The sequence below is a fragment of the Streptomyces sp. NPDC014882 genome, assembly GCF_043081325.1.
Taxonomy (GTDB): domain Bacteria; phylum Actinomycetota; class Actinomycetes; order Streptomycetales; family Streptomycetaceae; genus Streptomyces.
This window is the reverse complement of record NZ_JBIBWL010000005.1, coordinates 440463-462372: the sequence shown is the minus strand read 5'-3', so window position 1 is coordinate 462372 and position 21910 is coordinate 440463. Positions and strand designations below refer to the sequence as shown.

The 21910-nt window shown below is 73.4% G+C and carries 20 protein-coding genes, 1 tRNA gene and 1 pseudogene; 12 read left to right on the top strand and 10 right to left on the bottom strand.

Going from position 1 to position 21910, the window contains the following annotated elements:
* Nucleotides 1-176: 176 nt before the first annotated feature.
* Entirely contained in the window at nucleotides 177-1895 is a 1719-nt protein-coding gene (gene hutU / locus ACF09K_RS15740; RefSeq protein ID WP_392243847.1) for a urocanate hydratase, read from the bottom strand.
* Between the two features lie 635 nt (nucleotides 1896-2530).
* Here hutU and ACF09K_RS15735 point away from each other — a divergent pair.
* From ACF09K_RS15735 to ACF09K_RS15720, 4 genes are read left to right on the top strand one after another with little or no spacing between them, the layout of a single operon-like run.
* The gene (locus ACF09K_RS15735) at nucleotides 2531-2923 is read left to right on the top strand and encodes a hypothetical protein (RefSeq protein WP_392243845.1); all 393 of its coding nucleotides are present in this window, start codon (nucleotides 2531-2533) and stop codon (nucleotides 2921-2923) included.
* A 5-nt stretch (nucleotides 2924-2928) separates the two neighbouring features.
* Nucleotides 2929-3744, top strand: coding sequence for a transcriptional regulator (locus ACF09K_RS15730; protein WP_392243843.1), 816 nt, complete (start codon nucleotides 2929-2931; stop codon nucleotides 3742-3744).
* 34 nt (nucleotides 3745-3778) lie between these two features.
* Entirely contained in the window at nucleotides 3779-4282 is a 504-nt protein-coding gene (locus ACF09K_RS15725; protein WP_392243841.1) for a roadblock/LC7 domain-containing protein, read from the top strand.
* A 19-nt stretch (nucleotides 4283-4301) separates the two neighbouring features.
* The gene (locus tag ACF09K_RS15720) at nucleotides 4302-4676 is read left to right on the top strand and encodes a hypothetical protein (RefSeq protein WP_392243839.1); all 375 of its coding nucleotides are present in this window, start codon (nucleotides 4302-4304) and stop codon (nucleotides 4674-4676) included.
* Nucleotides 4677-4862: 186 nt separating this feature from the next.
* Here ACF09K_RS15720 and ACF09K_RS15715 read toward each other — a convergent pair whose 3' ends face one another.
* Nucleotides 4863-5447, bottom strand: a complete 585-nt coding sequence (locus ACF09K_RS15715; RefSeq protein WP_392243837.1) for a hypothetical protein — start codon at nucleotides 5445-5447, stop codon at nucleotides 4863-4865.
* 204 nt (nucleotides 5448-5651) lie between these two features.
* Nucleotides 5652-6635 (bottom strand): MurR/RpiR family transcriptional regulator, encoded by a 984-nt coding sequence (locus ACF09K_RS15710; RefSeq protein ID WP_392243835.1) that lies wholly within the window; start codon nucleotides 6633-6635, stop codon nucleotides 5652-5654.
* Between the two features lie 199 nt (nucleotides 6636-6834).
* Between ACF09K_RS15710 and ACF09K_RS15705 the strand changes: the two genes are divergently transcribed.
* Nucleotides 6835-7260: a hypothetical protein gene (locus tag ACF09K_RS15705; RefSeq protein WP_392243950.1), complete on the top strand. Its 426-nt coding sequence runs from the start codon at nucleotides 6835-6837 to the stop codon at nucleotides 7258-7260.
* 561 nt (nucleotides 7261-7821) lie between these two features.
* On the opposite strand, the gene ACF09K_RS15700 is transcribed toward ACF09K_RS15705, so the two are convergent.
* Nucleotides 7822-9210, bottom strand: a complete 1389-nt coding sequence (locus ACF09K_RS15700; protein WP_392243833.1) for a cystathionine beta-synthase — start codon at nucleotides 9208-9210, stop codon at nucleotides 7822-7824.
* 149 nt (nucleotides 9211-9359) lie between these two features.
* Here ACF09K_RS15700 and ACF09K_RS15695 point away from each other — a divergent pair, with 149 nt between their 5' ends.
* The 3 genes from ACF09K_RS15695 (at nucleotide 9360) to ACF09K_RS15685 (ending at nucleotide 13025) form a co-directional block, all read left to right on the top strand.
* Nucleotides 9360-10385: an SGNH/GDSL hydrolase family protein gene (locus ACF09K_RS15695; protein ID WP_392243831.1), complete on the top strand. Its 1026-nt coding sequence runs from the start codon at nucleotides 9360-9362 to the stop codon at nucleotides 10383-10385.
* A gap of 282 nt (nucleotides 10386-10667) precedes the next feature.
* A complete protein-coding gene (locus tag ACF09K_RS15690; protein ID WP_392243830.1) occupies nucleotides 10668-11888 on the top strand; it encodes an acetyl-CoA C-acetyltransferase in 1221 nt (406 codons plus the stop codon).
* 336 nt (nucleotides 11889-12224) lie between these two features.
* The gene (locus ACF09K_RS15685; RefSeq protein WP_392243828.1) at nucleotides 12225-13025 is read left to right on the top strand and encodes a hypothetical protein; all 801 of its coding nucleotides are present in this window, start codon (nucleotides 12225-12227) and stop codon (nucleotides 13023-13025) included.
* A gap of 43 nt (nucleotides 13026-13068) precedes the next feature.
* On the opposite strand, the gene ACF09K_RS15680 is transcribed toward ACF09K_RS15685, so the two are convergent.
* Entirely contained in the window at nucleotides 13069-13380 is a 312-nt protein-coding gene (locus tag ACF09K_RS15680; protein WP_392243826.1) for a hypothetical protein, read from the bottom strand.
* A 104-nt stretch (nucleotides 13381-13484) separates the two neighbouring features.
* Here ACF09K_RS15680 and ACF09K_RS15675 point away from each other — a divergent pair, with 104 nt between their 5' ends.
* Entirely contained in the window at nucleotides 13485-13715 is a 231-nt protein-coding gene (locus ACF09K_RS15675) for a DUF4287 domain-containing protein (RefSeq protein WP_392243824.1), read from the top strand.
* Between the two features lie 100 nt (nucleotides 13716-13815).
* On the opposite strand, the gene ACF09K_RS15670 is transcribed toward ACF09K_RS15675, so the two are convergent.
* From ACF09K_RS15670 to ACF09K_RS15660, 3 genes are all read right to left on the bottom strand, one after another.
* The gene (locus ACF09K_RS15670; protein WP_392243822.1) at nucleotides 13816-14730 is read right to left on the bottom strand and encodes a Bax inhibitor-1/YccA family protein; all 915 of its coding nucleotides are present in this window, start codon (nucleotides 14728-14730) and stop codon (nucleotides 13816-13818) included.
* A gap of 466 nt (nucleotides 14731-15196) precedes the next feature.
* Nucleotides 15197-15673, bottom strand: coding sequence for a hypothetical protein (locus ACF09K_RS15665; protein ID WP_392243821.1), 477 nt, complete (start codon nucleotides 15671-15673; stop codon nucleotides 15197-15199).
* Nucleotides 15670-16887, bottom strand: coding sequence for an FAD-dependent monooxygenase (locus ACF09K_RS15660; protein WP_392243820.1), 1218 nt, complete (start codon nucleotides 16885-16887; stop codon nucleotides 15670-15672). Before ACF09K_RS15660 ends, ACF09K_RS15665 begins: the two co-directional genes overlap by 4 nt.
* 77 nt (nucleotides 16888-16964) lie before the next feature.
* Between ACF09K_RS15660 and ACF09K_RS15655 the strand changes: the two genes are divergently transcribed.
* On the top strand, nucleotides 16965-17549 hold the full coding sequence (locus ACF09K_RS15655; RefSeq protein WP_392243819.1) for a TetR/AcrR family transcriptional regulator: 585 nt from the start codon (nucleotides 16965-16967) through the stop codon (nucleotides 17547-17549).
* Nucleotides 17550-17651: 102 nt separating this feature from the next.
* Here ACF09K_RS15655 and ACF09K_RS15650 read toward each other — a convergent pair.
* A tRNA-Leu gene (locus ACF09K_RS15650) sits at nucleotides 17652-17737 on the bottom strand.
* A gap of 440 nt (nucleotides 17738-18177) precedes the next feature.
* Here ACF09K_RS15650 and ACF09K_RS15645 point away from each other — a divergent pair.
* Nucleotides 18178-18948 (top strand): ABC transporter ATP-binding protein, encoded by a 771-nt coding sequence (locus ACF09K_RS15645; RefSeq protein WP_392243817.1) that lies wholly within the window; start codon nucleotides 18178-18180, stop codon nucleotides 18946-18948.
* Nucleotides 18949-19014: 66 nt separating this feature from the next.
* Entirely contained in the window at nucleotides 19015-21543 is a 2529-nt protein-coding gene (locus ACF09K_RS15640; RefSeq protein WP_392243815.1) for an ABC transporter permease, read from the top strand.
* A 148-nt stretch (nucleotides 21544-21691) separates the two neighbouring features.
* Here ACF09K_RS15640 and ACF09K_RS15635 read toward each other — a convergent pair.
* A pseudogene (locus ACF09K_RS15635) lies at nucleotides 21692-21859 on the bottom strand (SAM-dependent methyltransferase); the annotation flags it as partial.
* Nucleotides 21860-21910 lie beyond the last annotated feature (51 nt).

Below are 21910 nucleotides of genomic sequence, written 5' to 3'. Positions count from 1 at the left end.
CACCGCCCCGTGCGGCGCCCCGCCGCGGCCGGCGGGCGGCACCCCGTCCGCCGGCCGCAGGCCTGGCCCCGGCCCCGGGCCCGCGGCGACGCCCGCGCCTCCGCCTGCTCCCGCGTCCGGCGACGGGCCTTCGGCCCCGGCCGGGCGGTTGCCGCCCGCTTCGTCTCCCGTGGGGGTCACGCGTCGTCACCCTCGCGCATGGGCACCCGTACGCCCCGTTCGTCGGCGACCGACTCGGCGATGTCGTATCCGGCGTCGACGTGCCGGATGACGCCCATGCCGGGGTCGTTGGTCAGCACGCGCCGGATCTTCTCGCCGCCCAGCTTCGTGCCGTCGGCCACCGTCACCTGGCCGGCGTGCAGGGAGCGGCCCATGCCGACGCCGCCGCCGTGGTGGATCGACACCCAGGAGGCGCCCGAGGCCACGTTGACCATCGCGTTCAGCAGCGGCCAGTCGGCGATCGCGTCGGAGCCGTCGAGCATGGCCTCCGTCTCGCGGTAGGGCGAGGCGACGGAACCGCAGTCGAGGTGGTCCCGCCCGATGGCGAGCGGCGCGGCCAGCTCGCCGGCGGCGACCATGTCGTTGAACCGCTCGCCGGCCCTGTCGCGCTCGCCGTAGCCGAGCCAGCAGATGCGGGCGGGCAGGCCCTGGAAGTGGACGCGCTCGCCGGCCAGCTTGATCCAGCGGGCGAGGGAGGCGTTCTCGGGGAAGAGGTCCAGCATCGCCCTGTCGGTCTTGGCGATGTCGGCGGGGTCGCCGGACAGGGCGGCCCAGCGGAAGGGGCCCTTGCCCTCGCAGAACAGCGGGCGGATGTAGGCGGGCACGAAGCCGGGGAAGGCGAACGCCCGGTCGTATCCGGCCAGTTTCGCCTCGCCGCGGATGGAGTTGCCGTAGTCGAAGACCTCGGCTCCGGCGTCGAGGAAGCCGACCATCGCCTCGACGTGCCGGGCCATCGACTCGCGGGCCCGGGTGGTGAAGCCGGCCGGGTCCTTCGCGGCGGCGTCGGCCATGTCCTCGAAGGCGATGCCGGTGGGCAGGTAGGCCAGCGGGTCGTGGGCCGAGGTCTGGTCGGTGACGATGTCGACGGGGGCGCCCATCTGGAGGAGCCGCGGGACCAGGTCGGCGGCGTTGCCGAGGACGCCGATGGACAGGGGCTTGCGCTGGTCGCGGGCCTCGACGGCCAGCTGGAGGGCGTGCTCCAGGCTGTCGGCCCTGACGTCCAGGTAGCGGTGCTCGATGCGGCGGTCGATGGCCCGGGGGTCGCAGTCGATGCAGAGGGCGACGCCGTCGTTCATGGTGACGGCGAGCGGCTGGGCGCCGCCCATGCCGCCGAGGCCGGCCGTCAGCGTGATCGTTCCCGCGAGGGTGCCGCCGAACTTCTTCGCGGCGACGGCGGCGAAGGTCTCGTAGGTCCCCTGGAGGATGCCCTGGGTGCCGATGTAGATCCAGGAGCCGGCCGTCATCTGGCCGTACATGGTCAGCCCGAGCTGCTCGAGCCGGCGGAACTCCTCCCAGTTGGCCCAGTCGCCGACCAGGTTGGAGTTGGCGATGAGGACGCGCGGGGCCCATTCGTGGGTCTGCATGACGCCGACCGGGCGGCCGGACTGGACGAGCATGGTCTCGTCCTGCTTCAGCGTGCGCAGGGTGCGCACCATCGCGTCGAAGGAGCGCCAGTCGCGGGCCGCCTTGCCGGTGCCGCCGTAGACGACGAGCTTGTCGGGGTGCTCGGCGACCTCGGGGTCGAGGTTGTTCTGGAGCATCCGCAGCGCGGCCTCCTGCTGCCATCCCAGGGCACTCAGTTCCGTACCGCGCGGCGCTCGGACACCACCAGGGGGCGGCCCGTAGGGCCTCGTTTGAGGGTGGTGGAGGGAGACGGGCGGGCGGGGTCCTGACATGGTCTGCCTCCTGGAGGTGGGCGGTCCCGGCGGATTGTTGCAGCTGATATTCACATCCTGGCTTGATGAATAAGACTAGTCAATACACGAGGGCGCGCGGCGGGGGCGGCGAACGAGGCAGGACAGGGGCCGGGGCCGGGGGCCGGAGCGCGGGTGATCGAGACAGAGGACCTGAAGCGGGCACCGAAAGAACGCGGGGCCTCGGAGTGGAGGGACGGCTCCGGCGAAGGCCCCGGGCGCGCCGCCCGTGGGCACCGGCACGGCGGCGAAGCCGCGATCGGAGACCGGGGACCAGCGGTCGGCGGTCGGCGGTCGGCGGTCGGCGGCGGCCGGAACGCGCACACCAGCAGTCGCGACACCCGCCCTCCGCCCGCGCGCCCTTGACGCGCGCCCGACGGCGCGGTGTTGAACCGTTCGGAGGACCCGGAGGACCCGGAGGACCCGGAGGACCCGGAGGACCCGGAGGAGCCTGAGGACTCAGGGACCCGGAGGACCCGGAAAACGAGGACAGTCGACCCACCCTAGTCATCGCCGAGCATGTTCCGCTGGAAAATGCCAGAAGACTCACTCATGTCGCACACGTTGCGTAGCTTCTTCCTCACTCAGCCGAACCGCAGGCAGGAGGGGAGCCAACGGTGCCCGGAATCGACGAGTGTCTACTGGAGGCCATGCGGCTGCCCGGAGCCCGGGGAGCCTCGCTGGTCGACTGGACCAGCGGTCTGGCCCTCGGCACGGTCGGGGAGTTCCCGGGCGGCGACCACGAGGCCGCGGCCGCCGAGGCCGCGGAGGTCGCGCGGCTCACGGCGGAGCAGCGGGCGTTCACGCCCGAGGACGGCGAGGAGCACGCCGACCCCCCGGTCGAGGACCTGATCATCAGCAACCGGGACAGCTACCACGTACTGCGGTTCGTGCCCACGTCCTTCGACAGCAGCGTGTTCCTGCACGTGTGGCTGGCCCGGTCGGACGGCAATCTCGCGCTGGCCCGGATCCGGCTGAGCGAGATGGCCGGACGGCTGGTGCTGGGGTGATCGTCATGGGGACCACCCCGCCGCCCCGGCTGCCGGTGCGGGACAGGACGGCCGGCCCGCCGCACGCGGGCGGCGCGGTGTCGCCGATGCTGACCCGCCTGGCCGCCGAGCGGGCCACCGGCGTCCTGGAGCGCGAACGCGGGGCGATCTACCTGGCCGAGGGCCGGGTGGTGCACGCCGAGAGCCCCTTCGCCCCGGGCCTCGACGTGCTCCTCCTGACCCACGGCACGCTGGAGCCCCGCGTCTGGTGGGAGGCGGTGGAGCGGGCCGGCGAGGAGCACGGCGCCGCCCGGCTGCTGCTCGACGCCGACCGGATCGGGCGGAGCGCGCTGGAGCTGTGCCACCTGGGGGCGCTGTACGACGCCGCGTACTTCGCGCTCGCGCCGAGCAGTTCCCCGGGCCGCTTCCGGTACGGAGCCGGTCACTGGTTCGGCGCGCTGCGGCCGGTGCCGGTCGACGCGGTGGAGCGGGAGACGCTGCGCCGCCGCGAGCTGCTGCACCGGCTGTGGCCCGATCCGCTGCCGGACAGCGCGCCGCTGCTGCGGGCCGAACCGGCCGTCGGCCCGCTGCCCTCCGCCCGGCAGCGCGCGGTGCTGGCGCTGGTGGACGGCGTGCGCACGGCGTCGGACATCGCCAGGGAGCTGGGCCGGCGGGCGTTCCCCACGCTCGTGGACGTCCGGCGGCTGGCGGCGGCGGGGCTGGTGACCGCCCGGTTCCCGCCCCCCGTCCCGCAGCCGGCGCCGGCCCTCTCCCTGCCCCGTGTCGACGACCCCGACATCACCTTGCTGAAGAGGCTCAGGGATGCGCTGGAGGCCCTTTGAACGGCAGCGACCCCGTGCCGAGAGGAGCGAGCTGATGGCGTCGGCACCCGAGATGCTCGCCGAGCTGCGGCGGCTGCGGGCGCGGGTGCCCCAGCTGACCGGGGCGCTCGTGGCCGGTGCGGACGGCCTCGTCCTCGCCCACGACACGCCCGGCGTGGAGGCGGAGGGGGTGGCCGCGCTCACGGCGACCGCCCTGGCCGTCGCCGTGCGGCTGGCGGACACCACCGGCCAGGGCGACTTCCGCGAACTGCTCGTGCGCGGCGTGTACGGCTACGTGGGGACGTACGCGGCCGGGGAGAACGCCGTGCTGACGGTGCTCGCGCAGGACCGCGTCAACGTCGGCCGGCTGCATCTGGAGAGCCGCCGGTCCGGCGCCCGCGTCGGCGAACTCGTCGACGCCGCCGAGCGGGCTCGCGCCCCCGCCCCGGCCGTCCCGCCCGCCCCGGCCGTCCCGCCCACTCCGGCCTCCGCCCGGACCAGGAGCGCGCGCACCCCCCGCCCCACGACCACCGAGCCCCGCACCACCACCGAAAGTTGAAGGGAACCGAGGACCAGTCATGGCCAACACCGAAACCACGCTCAAGGAATGTCTCGCCACCATCGAGGGCGCCACCGGCGTGGCGCTCGTCGACTACACCAGCGGCATGGCCCTGGGCACGCTGGGCGGCAGCAAGACCTTCGACCTGAACGTCGCCGCGGCGGGCAACACCGACGTGGTGCGCGCCAAGATGCGCACGATGGAGCACCTGGGGCTGAAGGCCCAGATCGAGGACATCCTGATCACGCTGTCCGACCAGTACCACCTGATCCGCCTGATCAGCGGGCGCGGCGGCAACGGTCTCTTCCTCTACCTGGTCCTGGACGGCAAGCGGGCCAACCTGGCGATGGCCCGCCACCAGTTGAAGCGGATCGAGGAGGACCTGGAGGTCTGACCCACCGGGTCCCACCGGGTCCCACCGGACGCCGCCGGACCCCACCGGCCGCGGATCCCGCGGGACCCGTGCCGGCCGTGCCGCACGCCCCCTCGCCGCACGTACAGCCCGCGCCGCAGGAACCCGCCCGTGCCACCCGGGCCGTACGTGCCGCACGCGCTGCACGTGACGCATGTGCCGTACGCGCTACACGAGTGCCGCGGTGCGGCGGCGCGCTCCACCGGGAGCCGCGTCGCCCGCCGCGATGCCCGTGCTGCGGTAGGAGCGGACCGCCTCGCCGGCCGGCCGGCCGCCGTCCGCGGCGAGCCGGTCGACGCGCACCCACAGCAGCGCGTCCTCGGACCGTTCCAGCCTCCCGAGCCAGGCGGCCTTGAGCCGCAGCCCCGTGCCGCACCCGGCGAGCAGCAGGCCGCCCGCGGCCGGCACGGCGAACGCGCTGCCCAGTGCGGCGACGAGGGCGAGCAGCAGCCACCAGCGGTGACCGCGGCGCCAGGCGCGCACGGTCACCGCACGGTCCTGGAGCACGTCGTGCTTGCCCGCCCGGACGGCGGCGCGGGCGAGCGCGGTGTACCGCCCGCGCCGGGCCGACAGCACCACGGCCGCCGCCACGAGGAACAGCGCGGCCCCCGCCAGCACCCCGATCCGCCGTCCCGTGATCCCGGGCGGCAGTACGCCGACACCGGCCGCGAGCACTCCGCACCACCACAGGGGCGCGGCCCCGGCCCGTACGACGACGGCCACCCGAGCCAGTCCCTGACCTCCACGTGCCATGTTCCGCCTCCTCATCGCCCGGACGACTCACATCCCGTTCCGATGGGGCAGATTAGCGAGCGAACGTGAGACGTCCATGAGAAGCGCGCGAGAACTCGAGGAGGCGCGGGAAGTCCCGCGGCGGGACAAGGCGAAGCGAAACGGGGCGAAGCGAGACGGGGCAGGGCAAGAGGGGGCGGGGCGAGACGGGGCGGGCCGTCGGGCTCATTCCACGAACAGGCCCCGCGCCGCCGCCCTGGCGTCGAACTCCTCCAGCCGGGCCTGGGCGTCCGGCAGGTCGTCGCACATGGCTTCCAGCAGCACGCGTCCGAGCAGCATCGGGGCGCACGCGGTGTCGAAGGCGAGGCCGGTGCCGACGGCGGCCGGCAGCAGCAGGTCGGAGACCTTGGCGACCGGCGCGAACGCCGAGTCGGCGACCGTCACCACGGTCAGCCCGGCCTCCCTGGCGTAGGCGAGGGTGTCGACGACCTCGCGCGGATGACGGGGCAGCGCGAAGCACAGCAGCGCGGAGGCGCCCGCGCGCACGGCCGCGTCGACACGGTCGTGGATCATCGTGCCGCCCTCGTGCAGCAGCCGGACGTCGGGGTGGACCTTGGCGGCGAAGTAGGCGAAGCCGTAGGCCTGGGCGGCGGCGGCCCGCAGTCCGAGCACCGGCAGCGGCCGGGAGGCCGCGAGCAGCCGTCCCGCCTTCCGCACCGGCCGCGGGTCGGCGAGCACCTCGGCGAGGTGCCGGAGGTTCTCGATCTCGGCCTCGACGGCCTGCTGGTACGCGTTGTACGACGCCGAGTCCGGCGGCTGTTCGGCGGGCGCGACCTCCCGCAGGTGCCGGCGCAGGGCCGGGTAGCCGTCGAAGCCGAGGGCGACCGCGAAGCGGGTGACGGAGGGCTGGCTGACCCCGGCCAGTTCGGCCAGTTCGACACTGGACAGGAACGGCACGTCGGCGGCGCGGCGCACCATGCTGTGCGCGATGCGCCGCTGGGTGGGCGTCAGCCGGTGCCCCTCGAAGAGGGCCTGGAGCCGGTTGGCGGGACTGTCGGCGACCCCGGAGCCGGCACTCCCCGCCGCATCCACGCCGGACGTCCCCCCGTCCGTTCCCGCGTCCCCGTCCCTCCCCGTCTTCCCGTCCGTTCCCGTGTCCCTGTCCCTCCCCGTCTTCCCGTCCGTTCCCGTGTCCCTGTCCGCGCCCATGCCTCGTTCCCCCTCCGGCCGTCCGCCGGCCGAGCTATTCACCGGTCAGTAACTCTGCATGACGTCATACAGCCGGGCAAGGCGGGCGGGGCGGGCCGGTGTCCGTCGGCGGACCCCCGTACCGACACGGGGGTTAGCCCCAGTGCCCGCGCCGGGCCCGCTGCCTACCGTGGATCCCATGACAGGACGGGAGACCACCATGGACGCGCGGGACACCGAGCTGAAGAAGGAACTCGACGCCGCCCTGCAGGCCCGCAGGGAGCTGGGCGAGGAGTACGAGTCCGCGCTGGTGGACTCGTTCCTGGAGAAGGTCGACCAGCGCATCGACGGCGCGGTCGAGCGCCGGGTGCGCCGGCAGTTCGCGGAGCAGCAGATGGTGTCGGCGCGGGGCGGCCGCCCGTCCGGGGCGACCGATTCCTGGGGCGAGCGCTTCGGCTTCGGGATCGTCTCGCTGGTGCTGGCGATCCCGCTCTCCGGGATCGGCGCGGGCGCGGCCGGCCTGCCGGGCCTGATGGTGTCCTGGATCGGCATCGTCGGCGTCAACGTCGTCCAGGCGGCCCGGACCAACCCGGGCCTGTTCGGCCGGCGGCGCGGGTCCTCGCAGGACGGCGACTGGGAGGGCTGACGTCCGACGGCGCCCGGGACGGCGGGGGCCGCGGGACGGTGAGGACCGGCGGGGCAGTGAGGACCGCAGGGCAGTGAGGACCGCGGGGCGGCCGGGGCCGCGGGACGGCGGAGATCCGAGGGCGGCGAGCCGCCTCACGGCGCACGGCGCGCGGGGCGCCGGGAAGGGGTATGCGCGGGGACCGCCGCACCCCCTTACGGGGGGCGGGACGACGGCGGTCCCCGCGAGGGACGCGGGCCGGGTCAGGCCAGGCGTACGCGTCCGTGGCGTCGGTGGAGGTCCGGGAGCCGCTCCGGAGGTCCGTGACGCCGTTCTGTCGCCGGTGGGGCGGGGAGCCTCCCCCAGTGCTCAACGCCTGGGAGGTACCCCCACCACCCCTGCCGACACCCATGAATATGCCGGACGCGTGTTAAGCGTGTGCTGCGCGGACGTGACGCCCGCGTACCACTTCCGCGAAGTCCGCTCCGAAGTCCGCCTTTTCGGTGGGGAAACGGAAGTCCGACGGCGCCGGGGGCGGTTCACCGCAGGTCTCCCCGGTGTTCCGCCCCCGCGCGCCGGAAACTACTTCCCGCCCCGGGCGAGGAAGGTCAGCAGGTCCTGCCGGCTGACGACACCGGTCGGCTTGCCCTCGACGAGCACGATCGCCGCGTCCGCGGTGCCCAGGACGGACATCAGGTCGCCGACCGGCTCACCGGAGCCGACCTGCGGCAGCGGGGCGGACATGTGCTTCTCCAGCGGGTCCTCCAGCGAGGCCCGCTTGCTGAAGAGGGCGTCCAGCAGCTCGCGCTCGACGACGGAGCCGACCACCTCGGCGGCCATCACGTCGGGGTGACCGGCGCCCGGCTTGACGACCGGCATCTGCGAGACGCCGTACTCGCGCAGCACCTCGATGGCCTGGCCGACGGTCTCCTCCGGGTGCATGTGGACGAGGGAGGGCATGGCGCCGTGCTGCTTGTCGTCGAGGACGTCGGCGACGCGGGCGCTGGGTCCCTCGTCCTCCAGGAAGCCGTAGTCGGCCATCCACTCGTCGTTGAAGATCTTGCTGAGGTAGCCGCGGCCGCTGTCGGGCAGCAGCACGACGACGACGTCGTCCGGCCCGAGCCGCTCGGCGACCCGCAGGGCGGCCACGACGGCCATGCCGCAGGAGCCGCCGACGAGCAGCCCCTCCTCCTTCGCGAGGCGCCGGGTCATCTGGAAGGAGTCCTTGTCGGACACGGCGACGATCTCGTCGGCGACGGTCCGGTCGTAGGCGGTCGGCCAGAAGTCCTCACCGACGCCCTCGACGAGGTACGGCCGCCCGGAGCCGCCCGAGTACACGGACCCCTCGGGGTCGGCGCCGACGACCTGGACGCGGCCGTCGCTGGCGTCCTTGAGGTAGCGGCCGGTCCCGGAGATGGTGCCGCCCGTGCCGACGCCCGCGACGAAGTGGGTGATCCGCCCCTCCGTCTGCTCCCACAGCTCGGGGCCGGTCGAGTGGTAGTGGGAGAGGGGGTTGTTGGGGTTGGAGTACTGGTCGGGCTTCCACGCGCCGGGCGTCTCGCGGACCAGCCGGTCGGAGACGTTGTAGTAGGAGTCCGGGTGCTCGGGGTCCACGGCGGTCGGGCAGACGACGACCTCGGCGCCGTACGCCCGCAGCACGTTGATCTTGTCGGTGCTCACCTTGTCGGGGCACACGAAGATGCACTTGTACCCCTTCTGCTGCGCCACGATGGCCAGGCCGACACCGGTGTTCCCGCTGGTCGGCTCGACGATCGTGCCGCCGGGCTCGAGCGCGCCGCTCTCCTCCGCCGCCTCGATCATGCGCAGGGCGATGCGGTCCTTCACGGAACCGCCCGGGTTGAAGTACTCCACCTTGGCCAGGACGGTCGCCCGGATGCCCTTGGTCACGCTGTTGAGCTTCACCAGCGGGGTGTTGCCGACGAGGCTGATCATCGAGTCGTGGAATTGCACCGTTGTCTCCGGTTGCTTGCAAAACAGTGGTCGTAGTGGTCACGCCAGCCTACGACCCCGCCCGCGACGTTCACTCCCCGTGGAGATTGGCCGACGGTCCGTACGGGGCAAGGAGTGGATGTACGGACACGAGGAGGTGGCGGCGAGGCATGACGAGCACGTCCAGGGCAAGAGTGGCCCGGCGCATCGCGGCCGGAGCGGCCTACGGCGGCGGCGGGATCGGGCTGGCCGGCGCGGCGGCCGTCGGACTGGTGCTGGCCGAGATGCGGCTGGCCCGGCGGCAGGTCGGCAACGGCACACACCCGAACGTCCCCCGGGCGGACGGCCGCTACGGCCGCGCCTACGACTCCCCCGGCCCCGGCGTGGAGCCGCTGTACCTGACGCTGCTGGGCGACTCCACGGCGGCGGGGCAGGGCGTGCACCGGGCCGGGCAGACACCGGGGGCGCTGCTGGCCTCGGGGCTCGCGGCGGTCGCCGAGCGGCCGGTGGAACTGCGGAACGTGGCGCTGCCCGGCGCCCGCTCCGACGACCTCGACCGCCAGGTGGCGCTCGTCGTGGGCGACTCCGGTCCGGTGCCCGACGTCTGCGTCATCATGATCGGCGCGAACGACGTCACCGCGCGCATGCCCCCGACCCGCTCGGTGCGCCACCTCGCGGCGGCGGTACGGCGGCTGCGCACGGCCGGCGCCGAGGTGATCGTCGGCACCTGCCCCGACCTGGGCACCATCGAGCCGGTCGGGCAGCCCCTGCGGTGGCTCGCCAGACGGGCCTCCCGCCAGCTCGCGGCCGCCCAGACGATCGGCGTCGTCGAGCAGGGCGGCCGCACGGTGTCGCTGGGCGACCTGCTGGGCCCCGAGTTCGCGGCGAACCCGGGCGAGCTGTTCGGCCCCGACCACTACCACCCCTCGGCGGAGGGTTACGCCACGGCGGCGATGGCGATCCTGCCCACGGTCTGCGCGGCACTGGGCCTGTGGCCCGCGGACGAGGAGCGTCCCGACGCCTCCCGCCGCGAAGGCTTCCTCCCGGTGGCCCGGGCGGCGGCGGAGGCGGCCGCGGAGGCGGGCACCGAGGTCGCGGCGGCCATGCCGACGGGCCCGAGGGGCCCGTGGGCCCTGCTCAAGCGGCGGCGCCGCCGCCGGGTCCCGGAGCCGGAGGCGTCCGGGGTGTCGCCGTGACCGGGGCGCGGAGGGACCAGGGCACGGAGGGACCGGGGCGCGGAGGGACCAGGAACCCGAAAGGGCCGCAAGAGGCAGAAGGTGCAGAAACGACAGAAGAGGGCACCGGAAAAAGCAAGCGCTTAGAAAACTGCGGCCAGGGTCACACCGCCGCACCCGTGACCTGGCCCATACGTACGGGTAACTTCCAGTCACGTCCCGTCCGGGAGAACCACCCCGTACGCCCGCCCGCCGCCCCTCGACGAGGTGCCGCGCGCCGCCCCCTTCCTCTCTGGAGCCGTGATGCCCGAAGCCGTCATCGTCTCGACCGCCCGCTCCCCCATCGGCCGTGCTTTCAAGGGCTCCCTGAAGGACCTGCGCCCGGACGACCTGACCGCCACCATCATCCAGGCCGCCCTCGCCAAGGTCCCCGAGCTGGACCCGAGGGACATCGACGACCTGATGCTCGGCTGCGGCCTCCCCGGCGGCGAGCAGGGCAACAACCTCGGCCGCGTCGTCGCCGTGCAGATGGGCATGGACCACCTGCCCGGCTGCACGGTCACCCGCTACTGCTCCTCGTCCCTCCAGACCAGCCGCATGGCCCTGCACGCCATCAAGGCCGGCGAGGGCGACGTGTTCATCTCGGCCGGCGTCGAGACGGTCTCCCGGTTCGTGAAGGGCAACTCCGACAGCCTGCCCGACACGCACAACCCGTTCTTCGCGGAGGCGGAGGCCCGCACCGCGGCCGTCGCCGAGCAGGAGGGCACCACCTGGCACGACCCGCGCGAGGACGGCCTGGTCCCGGACGCCTACATCGCGATGGGCCAGACCGCCGAGAACCTGGCCCGCCTCAAGGGCGTCACCCGCCAGGACATGGACGAGTTCGGCGTGCGCTCGCAGAACCTCGCCGAGGAAGCCCTCAAGAACGGCTTCTGGGAGCGGGAGATCACCCCCGTCACCACCCCCGACGGCACGGTGGTCAGCAAGGACGACGGCCCGCGCGCCGGCGTCACGCTGGAGGGCGTGGGGGGCCTGAAGCCGGTCTTCCGCCCCGACGGCATGGTCACGGCCGCCAACTGCTGCCCCCTGAACGACGGCGCCGCCGCGCTCGTCATCATGAGCGACACCAAGGCCCGCGACCTGGGCCTGACCCCGCTCGCCCGGATCGTGTCCACCGGCGTCTCCGGCCTCTCCCCCGAGATCATGGGCCTCGGTCCCGTGGAGGCGAGCAAGCAGGCCCTGCGCCGGGCCGGCCTCACCATCGACGACATCGACCTGGTCGAGATCAACGAGGCGTTCGCCGCCCAGGTGATCCCCTCCTACCGCGACCTCGGCATCCCGCTGGAGAAGCTGAACGTCAACGGCGGCGCGATCGCCGTGGGCCACCCCTTCGGCATGACCGGCGCCCGCATCACCGGCACGCTCATCAATTCCCTCCAGTTCCACGACAAGCAGTTCGGCCTGGAGACGATGTGCGTCGGCGGCGGCCAGGGCATGGCGATGGTCGTCGAGCGCCTCAGCTGAGTCCCGCGGCGGCCCCGACGGGACGCACGGCGGCCCCGACGGGTCGCACGGCGGCCCGTCGGGCACCTCTCGGTAGTCGCCGGAGCACCCGTCGTGAGCCGATGGCCCGGAATCCGGAAAACACCTGGATTCCGGGCCGTTTTGTGATCCAATCTCCCCCAGGATGTGACCTATCTCCCTCCCCGGAGGGATTTACGCAGCTCAGAGCGGTTTCACCAGCTGGGGCCGAGACCAATTTCCTGCCCGTTTCGTGACGTTACGCACTGACAGCTGGATAGTCCGCCCTTCAAGCTGATGTAGGAAGTCGGGGGTCGACTTTGAACCGGGAGTACGTCAGTGAGCGCCATGCCGATCGCCTTGCTGGTCACCACGGCCGCCACGGGCGCCGTGGGCGTCGCCGTCCTGCGCACCCTGCTGCAGCTGCGCCGTCAGGTCGCGGCTCTGCACACGCAGCTCGCGGAGACCGCCGAGAGCGCCGCCGCCGGGACGCGCGGCTTCGTGCCGGCCGCCCGCACCACGGCCGACGCGGAGGAGATACGCGCGGCGGTGGCCGACGCCCTCGCCGAGGAGCGGGAACGGGAGTTGGCCGAGGCGCGCGCCTTCTGGGCCGCCCAGGAGACCCGTGACGCCTCCGACGCGCCCTCCCTGCTGGGTCTGCCCGACAGCGAGCTGTTCCTGCCCCGGCAGGCCGACTTCGTGGGCCTGGAGCCGCTGGAGCCGGTGACCGAGCCGCCCGCGGACGCCGACGAGTTCGCCGGCGACTCCCCCGAGCTGGCCGCGGCCCGCCGCCGTCACCCCTCCCACCCTGACTTCGTGCCGGTCCAGTCGCCCGTCGCCGACGACCACGAGCGCACGGTGACCGCGCTGGAGGAACTCGCCGCCGCCCGCGTCGAGCTGACCGACGTGCGGCCGGGTCCGCTCGGCACCCTCGACGTCTACGTCTTCGCCGACGGCACCACCTTGTGCATGACCCCGGGCCACCGGGAGACCGCGGACCGCCTCGCGCGGGCCCTGACGGCCGGCGAGCGGCCGTACCTGCTGGGCGGCTCGGGCATCTCGGGCGCGTACGCCCTGACCTTCGCCTGCGGCGCGGAGAGCGTCTACATCCTGGCGGACCGGGTCATAGCCAGCCTCTGAGGCGCCCGGCGAAGGCACCCCCGGCAGCCGGATCCGCTCCCCCTCAGACCCCCGCCCGCTTCTGCGCCTCCTCCACCAGGCGCACGGCCTCGTCGACCTGGCCCTCGTCCGCGAGGACGAGGGCCAGGTCGTGCACGGCGACGGTGATCTGGTCGGCCACGGCGAACATCCCGGCGTCGGGCATCTCCCGGGGCTGCGCCCCCGGCGCCTCCGCGAGCTGGGCCCGCCGGGCGAACTCCCTGGCCAGCCCCAGCGCTTCGGCCGCGCCGCCCCGCTGGAGCCGGCTCTGGGGCGCCGCCCGCAACCGGTCGGCGAAGTGATCCACGGCCTGCGTCAGACGCTTCGTATCCACCACGCCGCGAGCGTACGCGCCGTACCGGGGCTGTTGCCAACGGGCGAACGCTCGGGCACGGTGGCCTGAAGGACCGGCTCACATCCCCTTTGCGTCCGGAGGCGCCGATGTCCCATGTCCTCTCCGAGGAGACCCACCGCAATATGCTCGCCCGCATCCCCCACTGCACCGGTCGCGAAGTCTCCGACTGGCTCCGCACCGTGGAGGACGGCCCCGCCCTCTTCCGTTTCGAGGAGAAGGTGAGCTGGCTCCGCCACGAGTACGACCTCGCGTACGGCCACGCGAAGGCGATCGTCCACGAGTACGACCTGAGGAGGGCCGCGCGCAAGTTCCGGTAGCGCGCCCGCACGGCACGGCACGCGCCGCCCACGGCGAAGGGCCCCGGGGTGACCCGGGGCCCTTCGTGACGTCGGCGCGTCGCTGCCGGAGCGGCTCGCGTCAGTCGCTGCTGTTGAGGATCGACAGGAGTCGCAGGAACTCCATGTAGATCCACACCAGGGTCAGCGTGAGGCCGAAGGCGGCGAACCAGGCCTCCTCGCGCGGGGCGCCGTAGGTGATGCCGTCCTCGACCTGCTTGAAGTCCAGGGCGAGGAAGCAGGCACCGAGGATGATGCCGATGACACCGAAGACGATGCCGAGGGTGCCGCTGCGGAAGCCGAGGCCGTCACCGCCGCCGAAGACGCTGAACAGCAGGTTCACCGCCATCAGCAGGACGAAGCCGAGCGCGGCCGCCATCACGAAGCCGTAGAAGCGGCGGTTGACGCGGATCCAGCCCGCCTTGTAGGCCACGAGCACGCCGGCGAAGACCGCCATCGTGCCGAGCACGGCCTGGGCGACGACGCCGTCCGCGATGTACGTGGACACCGCGCTGGAGATCACGCCGAGGAAGACGCCCTCGAGGGCGGCGTACGACAGGATCAGCGCGGGCGACGGGCGGCGCTTGAAGGACTGGACGAGCGCCAGCACCATCGCGACCAGACCGGCTCCGACGCCGATGGCGTAGGACTTGCCGAGGTTGGCCTCGTCGACGGGCAGCAGCAGCCAGGACAGGACCGCGGTGACGACCACGGCGCCGAGCGTGGTCGCGGTGCGCGCGACGACGTCGTCCATGGTCATGACGCCGCCGGTGGTGACCGGGGCCTGCGGTGCGCCGTACTGGACGTCCTGCTGGGCGTAGGGGTTCTGCGCGTAGGGGTTGCCGGCCGGCTGGGCGGCGGGGCCGCCCTGCGCGTACGGGTTGCCCTGCTGCGTGCCGACAGCGGGACCCCCGGCCTGCGGCGCGGCGTTGAAGCCCGCGTAGCCGTTGTCGCGGCTGAACCCCCGTCGCGAGAAGACCGGGTTTCTGCTCCTCATTTCACTCCTCCATGGCCACACAGCGCGGCCTTGGCTCAAGAGTAATAGGTAGGCAAAGGAATGACCCTACTGCTTGGGGAGGATCTTTCCCTTGCCGTCTTGAGCAACACGCTATGTCGATCTCTGATTCCCCGGGGCGGAGGACCTCATTCCTGACCGATCCGGTACCGGCCCGGTACCGCTCCGGGACCGGTCCGGGACCGGCCGGTGACGATCCGCCGACGCCGCCCCTGCGTCTCCCGCACCCCCGGCGTCGCTCACATCGCTCACATCGCTCGCGTCACTCGAACGGGAATCCGGTGCAGCCCTCCGCCAGGTCGGTCCGGTGCGCCGGGTGTCAACGGTGCGGTGCCCGGTCCGTGGAGGCCGCACCTCCCCGCGGCGGACGGATCCCGGCGGGGCCGGCGCCGCTCGTCCCCGGCCTCACCCGGAACCGGTCGTCACCTCGACGGACGGCCCTCCCGCCTCACGGGCCCGTGCGGGCGGCGGGGAGCGCCCTGCGCAGGGACACGGCGAAGGCGCAGCTGGTGCCGGTGAGGACGATGATCGGCGGAGGGGGCAGCAGCAGGACGGATGTCGCCAGGCCGGCCAGGGAGGCGGAGAGGGCGATCCACCCGAAGGCGGTGCGGTGCCGGACGAGGGTGGGGGCGTGGCGGACGGCGGCGAGGATCAGCAGGCCGCAGGTGACGACGAAGAGGGTCATGGCGACGCTGATGCCGTCGAAGACGTCGAGGAGCGTGCGCTCCAGGCCCAGCAGGGTGAGGGTGGACTCCCGCATGGCGGTGTCGGCCGCACGCTGTTGCGGGGTCCGGGTGGCCAGGGTCGAAGCGGCGGAGAGGGCGAGGTGGCCGACGCCCAGGAGGATCAGGCCGCAGGCGCCGGCCGTGAAGGGCCGTACGGGGTCCGCCCGGCGGAGCGGGCGGGACGCGATCGTGGTGTTCACCGTTGTTCCTCGACGTCGACGGGGGCGGGGGTGGCGGGGCCAGGGGCGGGGGCGGCGGGCGGCTGCCAGCCGAAGACCGTGTCCAGGGCTCGCAGCGAGAGCGCCCGCGGCGTGGCGCGTACGGCCAGGTTCCGCAGGGGCGCGGCGAGCGGGTGGGAGAGCCGGGCGAGTTCGCCGACGCGCCGGGAGCGGCGGGCGATCAGGGTGGTTCGCCGGTGTCTGGCCTTCGTGTAGGCGGCGAGCGCGGTCGGTACGTCGTCGGCGGACGCGAGGAGGTGCGCCGCGACGACGGCGTCCTCGACGGCCTGGCAGCCGCCCTGGCCCAGGTTGGGGGTCATCGCGTGGGCGGCGTCGCCGAGCAGGGCCACCCGGCCTGCGTGGAGGCGGGGCAGGGGCGCGGCCAGTTCGTGGAAGTCGTGGTGCAGTACGCCGACCGGGTCCGGGTCCCGCGGGTCCAGCCGGTCCAGCAGCTCGGGTATCGGACTGTGCCAGGCGCCGAAGCGCCGGGTCAGCTCCGCGTGGTGGTCGGCCGGTCTCGCGCCGGGGCCGGAAACGGCGGTGGCGTAGAGGTAGACGCGGCCGTCGGCGAGGGGGACGACGCCGAACCGTTCGCCCCGCCCCCAGGTTTCGGCGGCCTGCCGGACCGGCGGGTCCGCACCGGGCAGCACCGCCCGCCACCCGGCCTCGCCGGCGTGCCGCAGTCCGGGGTGCCGGGGGAAGAGCCGCCCGCGCAGTGCGCTGCGCGCGCCGTCCGCCGCCAGTACGACGTCGGCGCGCAGGTCGCCGGCCGACGTGCGCACGGCCACGGCGTCCCCCGCGTCGTCCACTCCGGTCACCGACACGCCGAGGTGGACGACGCCGGCCGGCAGGGCGGCCGCGAGGGTGTCGATCAGGAAGCCCCGGTGCACGGCGCGCGCGGAGAGCCCGTAGCGGGTGGACAGTTCGTCGTCGTCGGACCGTCTCAGCCACGTGCCGTCGGGCGTGCGCAGTCCGACCTGACCCGGCAGGACGTCACCCGCCCACCGGCCGGGGTCCAGGCCGGCCGAAGCCAGGGCGCGCAGGGCGTTCGGGGCGAGCACGATGCCGGCTCCGACACCGGTGAGCGCGGCGGCCCGTTCGCAGACGGTGACGCGCCATCCGTGGCGCCTCAGGGCCACCGCCGCGGTCAGGCCCCCGATGCCGCCTCCGGCCACCACCACATGACGAGCACGCATGCCGACCGCCTCCCCTCTCCCTACCTCTACGTCTGTAGAGGCCGATGAGGTGCACTCTACAGCTGTAGAGTGCGGGCATGTCCATCCCCCACCGGCGAGAGCTGATCGCCGACGCCGCCATCAGCACCGTGGCCGCCGCCGGGCTGCGCGGTCTGACCCATCGCGCGGTCGACGCCACCGCGGGCCTGCCGGCCGGCAGCACGTCGTACTACTTCCGCACCCGCAGCGCTCTGATCGGCGCCTGCTACCTGCGCCTGGCCGAACTCTCGGTCGCCGACGTGGATCGCTGGGAGGCGGACCGCGGGCACCCGGACCTGGACTCCGCCGCGGGCGTGATGGCCGCGCTGCTGCACCACTGGCTGACGGAGGGGCGCGACCGCCAGCTCGCCCGCTTCGAACTCAGCCTGGAGGCGACCCGTCGGCCGGAGCTGCGCGCCGATCTGCAGGCCGCCGGGCTCGCCGCGCGGTCCAAGGTGGCGGCCCTGCTGGCCGCACTCGGGGCTCCCCGTCCGGCTCCGGCCGCGGAGCTGCTCGTGGCCTGGACCGACGGCCTGCTGTACGACCGGCTCGCCGGTGCGACGGCCGCGACCCGCCCGGTGCCCGACGCGGCCGAACTGGCCCCGGTCGTCCGGCGGATGCTCGAAGCCGCGCTCGCCACCTGACCGGAGCGGACGACGACGCGGGCGAAGCGGCGGCGGGCCCGTCTCCGGAGGAACGTGATACGACGACACTCCGTGCTCACTCGTCACTCACGGTGGCTGGGGTGGTGCCCGGAACCGGACTTGAACCGGTACGCCCGCGAGGGGCAGCGAGGTTTAAGCTCGCCGTGTCTGCATTCCACCATCCGGGCAGGCCATGGGCTCCGCGTCGCGGCTCGACCCTATCGGGAGGCGTCCGACCGGCAGGGGGCGGGCAACCCGATGTTGTCTTATTTTATTGACTTCTGAGGGTGCATCAGCACCGGAACAGGCCATCCGCACGTGCCAACAGCCTCGTGCAGGACGTCGGCCGCCACATGCGGAATGACGGAATTTCACCGTCCGAACAAGGGCGCTCCACCGGTTCTTGACGACCGGCACTCCAGGCGGCACTTCAGGCGGCGCTTCGGACGGAACCTCGGGCAACGCCTCAGGGGCGCGTGTCATCCCCTGGTATGACACGGCGGCCGACGGTCCGCCCGAAGTCTGCCCCCGAGACCGGAACAGCGGGTGACTACACGGCGCCGGGCGGCCGAGACGATGGTGCGGATCCCGAAAGACACCACGCCGTCGTCCCCACAGGAGCTCCGCCGTGACCACCACGCCCCTCGCCGACCGGTCCACCGCCGTGGCCGCACGCGCCACGGACCTGTCCAAGACCTACGGACAGGGCGAGACCCGGGTGGTCGCCCTGGACCGGGTCTCCGTCGACTTCCGGCAGGCCGAGTTCACCGCGATCATGGGCCCCTCCGGCTCCGGCAAGTCCACGCTGATGCACTGCGTGGCCGGGCTGGACACCTTCTCCTCCGGCTCCGTGCGCATCGGCGACACGGAGCTGGGCTCCCTGAAGGACAAGCAGCTCACCAAGCTGCGCCGGGACAAGATCGGGTTCATCTTCCAGGCGTTCAACCTGCTGCCCACCCTGAACGCCCTGGAGAACATCACCCTCCCGATGGACATCGCCGGCCGCAGGCCGGACAAGGAGTGGCTGGACAAGGTCATCCGCATGGTCGGGCTCGCCGACCGGCTGGGCCACCGCCCCTCGCAGCTCTCCGGCGGCCAGCAGCAGCGCGTCGCCGTCGCCCGCGCCCTGGCCTCCCGGCCGGACATCGTCTTCGGCGACGAGCCGACCGGGAACCTCGACTCGCGGTCGGGCGCCGAGGTGCTCGGCTTCCTGCGCAACTCCGTGCGCGAGCTGGGCCAGACGGTCGTCATGGTGACCCACGACCCGGTGGCCGCGGCGTACGCGGACCGGGTCGTCTTCCTCGCGGACGGCCGGATCGTCGACGAGATGCACGGCCCCACCGCCGAGTCCGTGCTCGACCGCATGAAGCGCTTCGACGCCAAGGGCCGCACCAGCTGAATCCCGGCCGGGTCCGACAGGACCGATGAACCGGCAGGACCGACAGGACCGAGAAGAAAAGAACCCATGTTCCGTACCGCCCTGCGCAACGTCCTCGCGCACAAGGCCCGGCTTCTGATGACCGTGCTCGCCGTGATGCTCGGCGTGGCCTTCGTGTCGGGGACGCTGGTCTTCACCAACACCATCTCCGACGCCTACCAGAGGAGTTCGGCCAAGGGATTCGACCAGGTCGACGTCGCCGTCACGGCCGAGCCGCAGGAGGACGAGGGCGACCGCATCGGCAGCACGCCGGATCTGACCCGGTCCCTCCTCGACGCGAGCGCGAAGGCGCCCGGCGCCGCGTCCGCCATCGGTGTCGTCCGCGGCTTCACCGCGATCGCCGACAAGGACGGCAAGCTCGTCGGCGAGGGCTTCCAGTCGCAGGGCGGCAACTACTGGGGCGACGAGGACCCCCGGTACCCGCTCCGGGAAGGCACCGCCCCGCGGGGTCCCGGCGAGATCGCCCTCGACTCCGAGACCGCCCGGCGGACCGGCTACGAGGTCGGCGACACCGTGCGCCTCTCGGTGGACGGGCCCGTCCTCACCCCGAGGATCACCGGCGTCTTCACCACCGACGACGGCAACGTCGCCGCGGGCGGCAGCCTCACCCTCTTCGACACGGCCACCGCCCAGGGGCTGTTCGGCAAGCCCGGCACCTACCACGAGATCGACGTGAAGGCCGCCTCCGGCACCTCGCAGACCGCGCTGAAGGCCGCCCTCGACAAGGCGCTGCCGAAGGACCTCGTCGAGACCACCACCGGCCGCCGGCTCGCCGACGAGCAGGCGAAACTGATCTCCTCGCAGATGAGCGGCCTGAAGCAGGGCCTGCTGGTCTTCGCCGGCATCGCGCTCTTCGTCGGCACCTTCATCATCGCCAACACCTTCACCATGCTGGTCGCCCAGCGCACCAAGGAGCTGGCGCTGCTGCGCGCGGTCGGTGCCTCCCGCCGGCAGGTGACCCGGTCGGTGCTGGTCGAGGCGTTCGTGGTGGGCACGGTCGCCGGGCTGACCGGACTGGTCGCGGGCGTCGGCATCGGCGCCGGACTGCGCTCGCTGATGGGCACGCTGGGGGCGACCGTTCCCGACGGCCCGCTGGTCGTGTCGCCCGGCACGGCCGCGACCGCGTTGGCCGTCGGTGTCGTCATCACCGTGCTGGCGGCCTGGCTGCCCGGCCGGCGGGCCGCGAAGATCCCGCCGGTCGCCGCGATGAGCAGCGTCCACGCCACCGCGTCCACCAGGTCGCTGGTGCTGCGCAACACCCTCGGCGCCCTCCTCTCGGCGGCGGGTGTCGCGGTCGTCCTCGCGGCCACCACGATGAGCGGCTCCGACGGGCAGGCCCCCATGGGGCTCGGCGCGGTCCTGCTCGTGGTCGGCGTGTTCGTGCTCACCCCCCTGCTGTCCCGGCCGCTGATCGCGGCCGCCGCGCCGGTCCTGCGGATCTTCGGCGTGTCCGGCAAGCTGGCCCGGCAGAACTCGGTGCGCAACCCGCGTCGTACGGCCGCCACGGCCTCCGCGCTGATGGTGGGCCTCACCCTGATCACCGGCATGACGGTGATGGCGGGCAGCCTCCAGAAGTCGATCGACAAGATGGCGTCGGCCGCGATCGAGGCCGACTACGTGGTGTCGATGGCGAACGGCCGCGGGCTCTCCCCCGACGTCGAGCGGACGCTGGGGGCGACCGACGGGGTGGCCCTCACCAGCCCGCTGCGCAATGCCCCCGCCCGCGTCGACGGCCGGACCGAGTACGTCACCGGCGTCACCGGCCCCGCCATCGCGCGGCTCACCGACCTCACGGTCGACGACGGCGCCTTCCGGGTCGGCGGCAGCCGGGTCGTCGTGGACGAGGACACCGCGAAGTCCCACGGCTGGAAGGCCGGTTCGGACTTCACGATGGCGTACGAGGACGGCGCGAAGCAGCGGCTGACGGTCGCCGGGGTCTACCGGGGCAACGAGATGATCCGGGGCATCATCCTGGACAACACCGCCCTCGCCCCGCACCAGGACGACCCGACCGACATGCAGGTCATGGTCAAGACGGCCGGCGGCGCGTCGGACGCCGTGAAGGACCGGCTGGAGAAGGCCCTCGGCGCCAACCCGGCGATCAAGGTGCAGAGCAAGCAGGACCTCTCCGACGAGATCGCGCAGATGTTCACGCTGATGCTGAACATGCTGTACGGCCTGCTCGCGATGGCCGTGATCGTCGCGGTGCTCGGGGTGGTCAACACGCTGGCGATGTCGGTGTTCGAGCGCTCGCAGGAGATCGGCATGCTGCGGGCCATCGGGCTGGACCGGCGGGCCGTGAAGCGGATGGTGCGGCTGGAGTCCCTCGTGATCTCGCTGTTCGGCGGGGTGCTCGGCATCGGGCTCGGCGTGTTCTTCGGCTGGGCGGCCGGTGAGTTGATCGGCACGTCGATGCCGACCTACGAACTCGTCCTGCCGTGGGGCCGGATGGCCGTGTTCCTGGCGCTGGCCGGCGCGGTCGGGGTGCTCGCGGCGCTCTGGCCGGCCCGACGGGCGGCCCGGCTGAACGTGCTGACGGCCATCAAGTCCGAGTGAGGTGAGAGGAGTTCGGGGGCCCCGTCGCCACGGCGACGGGGCCCTTCGCTGTCCGCCGGGACCGGAAGCCGGAGAGCAGGGTCCGTGAGCCGGAGGCCGTGAGCCGGAATCCGGAGAGCAGAGGCCGGAAGTCAGGGACCGGAGGTCGGTTCCGGACGCGGCTGCGCAGGGGCGGGCCGGAGGCGCCGGAGGCCGGGGTGCGGACGGCCAGGACCTGGCTGACGCCGACGCGGTGGCGTTCGGGGGCGAGCGCGGAGGCCGCCGTGCCGAGGCGCCGGACGCGGGCCCGGCCCACGCCGGACGGTCGCGCCGCCCGGCCCGGTCGGCGGCCGGCCACCGGCTCGGGGCTCCGTACCGGCCCCGGGCC

Excerpts from the sequence above, each read along its gene's own strand:
- hutU (WP_392243847.1), bottom strand. The coding sequence starts at position 1,895 with ATGTCAGGACCCCGCCCGCCCGTCTCCCTCCACCACCCTCAAACGAGG.
- ACF09K_RS15730 (WP_392243843.1), top strand. The coding sequence starts at position 2,929 with ATGGGGACCACCCCGCCGCCCCGGCTGCCGGTGCGGGACAGGACGGCC.
- ACF09K_RS15725 (WP_392243841.1), top strand. The coding sequence starts at position 3,779 with ATGGCGTCGGCACCCGAGATGCTCGCCGAGCTGCGGCGGCTGCGGGCG.
- ACF09K_RS15720 (WP_392243839.1), top strand. The coding sequence starts at position 4,302 with ATGGCCAACACCGAAACCACGCTCAAGGAATGTCTCGCCACCATCGAG.
- ACF09K_RS15715 (WP_392243837.1), bottom strand. The coding sequence starts at position 5,447 with ATGGCACGTGGAGGTCAGGGACTGGCTCGGGTGGCCGTCGTCGTACGG.
- ACF09K_RS15710 (WP_392243835.1), bottom strand. The coding sequence starts at position 6,635 with ATGGGCGCGGACAGGGACACGGGAACGGACGGGAAGACGGGGAGGGAC.
- ACF09K_RS15705 (WP_392243950.1), top strand. The coding sequence starts at position 6,835 with ATGGACGCGCGGGACACCGAGCTGAAGAAGGAACTCGACGCCGCCCTG.
- ACF09K_RS15695 (WP_392243831.1), top strand. The coding sequence starts at position 9,360 with ATGACGAGCACGTCCAGGGCAAGAGTGGCCCGGCGCATCGCGGCCGGA.
- ACF09K_RS15690 (WP_392243830.1), top strand. The coding sequence starts at position 10,668 with ATGCCCGAAGCCGTCATCGTCTCGACCGCCCGCTCCCCCATCGGCCGT.
- ACF09K_RS15675 (WP_392243824.1), top strand. The coding sequence starts at position 13,485 with ATGTCCCATGTCCTCTCCGAGGAGACCCACCGCAATATGCTCGCCCGC.
- ACF09K_RS15670 (WP_392243822.1), bottom strand. The coding sequence starts at position 14,730 with ATGAGGAGCAGAAACCCGGTCTTCTCGCGACGGGGGTTCAGCCGCGAC.
- ACF09K_RS15660 (WP_392243820.1), bottom strand. The coding sequence starts at position 16,887 with ATGCGTGCTCGTCATGTGGTGGTGGCCGGAGGCGGCATCGGGGGCCTG.
- ACF09K_RS15655 (WP_392243819.1), top strand. The coding sequence starts at position 16,965 with ATGTCCATCCCCCACCGGCGAGAGCTGATCGCCGACGCCGCCATCAGC.
- ACF09K_RS15640 (WP_392243815.1), top strand. The coding sequence starts at position 19,015 with ATGTTCCGTACCGCCCTGCGCAACGTCCTCGCGCACAAGGCCCGGCTT.